At 73.3% G+C, this 3,529-nt stretch carries 4 protein-coding genes and 1 pseudogene; all 5 read left to right on the forward strand.

The features are described 5' to 3' along the window. Positions 1–432: pseudogene (locus tag N801_RS21205) on the forward strand (DEAD/DEAH box helicase); the annotation flags it as partial. Further along, positions 422–982 carry a YqgE/AlgH family protein gene (locus tag N801_RS18735; protein WP_035940831.1) on the forward strand — a complete coding sequence of 187 codons (561 nt, stop codon included), beginning with the start codon at positions 422–424 and terminating at the stop codon, positions 980–982. The pseudogene N801_RS21205 and the gene N801_RS18735, both read left to right, overlap by 11 nt. A gap of 28 nt (positions 983–1,010) precedes the next feature. Next, positions 1,011–1,322 carry a DUF3039 domain-containing protein gene (locus tag N801_RS18740; RefSeq protein ID WP_035940832.1) on the forward strand — a complete coding sequence of 104 codons (312 nt, stop codon included), beginning with the start codon at positions 1,011–1,013 and terminating at the stop codon, positions 1,320–1,322. A gap of 145 nt (positions 1,323–1,467) precedes the next feature. Beyond that, positions 1,468–2,448: a zinc metalloprotease gene (locus tag N801_RS18745; protein WP_035940833.1), complete on the forward strand. Its 981-nt coding sequence runs from the start codon at positions 1,468–1,470 to the stop codon at positions 2,446–2,448. A 95-nt stretch (positions 2,449–2,543) separates the two neighbouring features. Beyond that, the coding region (locus tag N801_RS18750; protein ID WP_035940834.1) for a DEAD/DEAH box helicase at positions 2,544–3,529 on the forward strand (986 nt) is incomplete at its 3' end.

The raw sequence follows: 3,529 nt of genomic DNA on the forward strand, positions 1-3,529 counted from the left end.
CACGTCGACGACATCGGGCTCGTCCTCCAGGCGGACCCGCCCGCGGACCACAAGGACTACCTGCACCGCGCCGGCCGCACCGCGCGCGCCGGGGAGAAGGGTGTCGTCGTGACGTTCGCCCTGCCCCACCAGAAGCGCACCATGGCCCGGCTCGCGGAGCAGGCCGGCCTCGACACCGTGCCCGTGCGCGTCGTCCCCGGCGACCACAACGTCGAGGCCGCGGGCGGTCGTCAGCCGTCGGGCGTCCCGATCCCCGACGAGCACTGGCAGCCGCTCATGGAGGCCAAGGCGCAGCAGCGCGGCCGTCGTCCCGGTGGCCCGCCCCGTCGTTTCCAGGGCGCCTCGCGCAGCCACCAGGGTGGCCAGGGTGGGGCCCGCGGTGGGGAGCGACGTGGCTCCGGTCGGCGTGCAGAATGGAACCGTGACCGCTGACCGCACCACGGGACGGCTCCTCGTCTCGACGCCGCACCTCGACGACGGGGTGTTCCACCGCAGCGTCATCCTCATGCTCCAGCACGACGACGACGGCGCCCAGGGGGTCGTCCTCAACAAACCCCTCGGGGCCGAGGTCGACGCGGTCCTGCCCGGGTGGGGCGAGCACATCGCCTCACCGCAGACCCTGTTCCAGGGCGGCCCGGTCCAGGTCGACTCCGCCCTCGGGCTCGTCACCGTGCCCCGCGAGGTGGGGCTGCCGCCCGGGAGCCAGCGGCTCTTCGGGTCGGTCGCGATCATCGACCTCGACACGCCTCCGCTGCTCGTCATGCCCGAGGTCGGTGGCCTGCGGATCTTCGCCGGGTACGCCGGGTGGTCCGCCGGGCAGCTCGAGGGCGAGCTGCGTCGCGGGTCGTGGTTCGTCGTCGACTCGGTGCCGGGGGACCTGCTCACCGCCGACCCCGAGCACCTGTGGTCGCAGGTCCTGCGCCGCCAGGGCGGCGAGCTCGCGTTCGTCGCGTTCTTCCCCTCCGACCCGGATCTCAACTGAGCCACCGTCCGTGTGAGACGCTGGTCCGGTGAGTGAGCCGCAGCCCCCGCAGAGTGACCCCCGGACCCCGGAGCCGCAGCCGTCCCGCCCGTCGACGCAGACGGCCGTGCTCGAGCGCGAGGAGACCATCCCCCAGCTCCAGGAGCCCGGGGACCACGAGCGGTTCTCCCACTACGTCCGCAAGGAGAAGATCCTCGAGTCCGCCCTCTCGGGGGAGCCGGTGACGGCGCTCTGCGGCAAGGTGTGGACCCCCGGTCGCGACCCGGAGAAGTTCCCGGTCTGCCCGGTCTGCAAGGAGATCTACCAGGGTCTGCGGGCACCGCAGGACGGCGAGGACTGAGTCCGAGGCTGGTCCGCGCCGTGCCCGACCGTGACCCGGTCAGGGACGCGCAGGCACGGCGGGCCCTCCCGCAGGTCCGCGCCGAGCGGTAGGTTCTCCCCACCACGGGGCCGCGGGGGGTCCCACCTGAGGAAGGGACCCGTCCATGTCCGCTCGAATGCTTCGCCCGTCCGCCGTCCTCGCCGCGGTCGTGCTCGGTGCCGCCGCCGTGGGGTTCGGCGCCGTGGGGGCGTCCGCCGTCCCCGTCGCCTCCGACGGCCCGGCCGGCGTCGCGTGCCTGTCGGCGGGGGACTCCGCCGTCGAGGCCCGCGACGCCCGCACGACGCTGCGAGGACCGCGGGTCAAGGACCCACACGACGTGCCGTCGTGGCAGGCGCAGGCGATGGAGGCCCGGCTCGCCAGGGCGCTGTCGGCCAAGAGGCTCAGCGGCGGGTCCGCGACCGCGGCGCGCACCGCCTCGGGGGCCGCCGCGTTCACCCCGACCGTCGTCAGGGTCCACTGGCACACCATCACGAGCGGCTCGGTCGGCGCCGTGAGCCCGGCCCGGATCGCCAGCCAGGTCTCCGTCCTCAACACCGCGTATGCCGGGTCCGGGTTCTCGTTCACGCTCGCCAGCACGACCACGACGAACAACGCGACCTGGTACACCGCCCTCGAGTACGGCAGCACCGGGGAGCGGGCGATGAAGACCGCCCTCCACGTGGGCGGCAAACGCGACCTCAACATCTACACCGCCGCCCTCGCCGACGGCCTGCTCGGCTGGGCGACCTTCCCGAGGACGACCGTGGACCCCATGGACGGGGTCGTCCTGCTCGACACCTCGCTCCCGGGCGGGACCGCGCCCTACGGCCTCGGTGACACCGCCGTCCACGAGGTCGGGCACTGGCTCAACCTGCACCACACCTTCCGGGGCGGCTGCTCGAGGATCGGCGACTACGTCAGTGACACCCCGCCGGAGTCGAGCCCCGCCAACGGGTGCCCGACGGGCCGCGACACCTGCACCCTCGCTGGCCTCGACCCGATCCGGAACTTCATGGACTACACGCACGACTCGTGCATGGACCACTTCACCCCGGGGCAGCGCACGCGGATGCAGAACTCCTGGCTGGCCTTCCGCGCCGCCTGAGGACGTCCGCAGACCCCAGCACACTTCCGAGGGCCCGTCCGTGAGGCGGGCCCTCGGCACGTCGCCCGCGAAACCTCGTTAACCTTGCGGAGCCCATGAGTACCTCTGCCGCCAGCCACCTCAGTCCCGCCTTCCCGGAGCGGGCGGCGTGGGGTACCGCGGCGAAGCTGCGCGCGTGGCAGCAGGAGGCGCTGACGGCCTACCTCGACGCGGACGCCAAGGACTTCCTCGCGGTCGCGACGCCTGGTGCGGGCAAGACCACGTACGCCCTCCGCATCGCCGCGGAGCTCCTCGAGAGCGGCGAGGTCGAGGCGATCACCGTCATCGCCCCGACCGAGCACCTCAAGACCCAGTGGTCCGAGGCCGCCGCGCGCGTCGGGATCCAGCTCGACCCGAGGTTCTCGAACTCGACGGCGGTGCACAGCCGCGAGTACGACGGGGTGGCGCTCACCTACGCCCAGGTCGCCTCCCGCCCGGACCTGCACCGGCGCCGCACCGAGTCCACGAAGACCTTCGTCATCCTCGACGAGATCCACCACGGGGGGGACGCCCGCAGCTGGGGCGACGCCATCCGCGAGGCGTTCGACCTCGCCACCCGTCGGCTCTCGCTCACCGGGACCCCGTTCCGCTCCGACACCAACCCGATCCCGTTCGTCCGCTACGAGATGGACGAGGCCGGCATCCTGCGCTCGGCGGCCGACTACACCTACGGGTACGCCGCCGCCCTGCGTGACGCCGTCGTGCGACCCGTGCTGTTCCTCGCCTACGGCGGGGCGATGCGATGGCGCACCAAGGCCGGGGACGAGATCGCGGCCCGCCTCGGCGAGCCGATGACCAAGGACCAGACGGCCCAGGCGTGGCGCACCGCCCTCGACCCCAAGGGGGAGTGGATCCCCTCGGTCCTCGCCGCCGCGGACAAGCGCCTCACCGAGGTGCGGCGCCACGTGCCCGACGCCGGCGCGCTCGTCATCGCCTCGAACCAGACCTCGGCCCGGGCCTACGCCCGCATCCTCGAGTCGATCACCGGCGACAAGCCCACCGTCGTGCTCTCCGACGACGCCGGGTCCAGCGCGCGGATCGA

It is taken from the genome of Knoellia aerolata DSM 18566, assembly GCF_000768695.1.
Classification (GTDB): domain Bacteria; phylum Actinomycetota; class Actinomycetes; order Actinomycetales; family Dermatophilaceae; genus Knoellia; species Knoellia aerolata.

Coding starts and splice junctions, on each gene's coding strand:
- N801_RS18745 (WP_035940833.1), top strand. CDS start 1,468: ATGTCCGCTCGAATGCTTCGCCCGTCCGCCGTCCTCGCCGCGGTCGTG.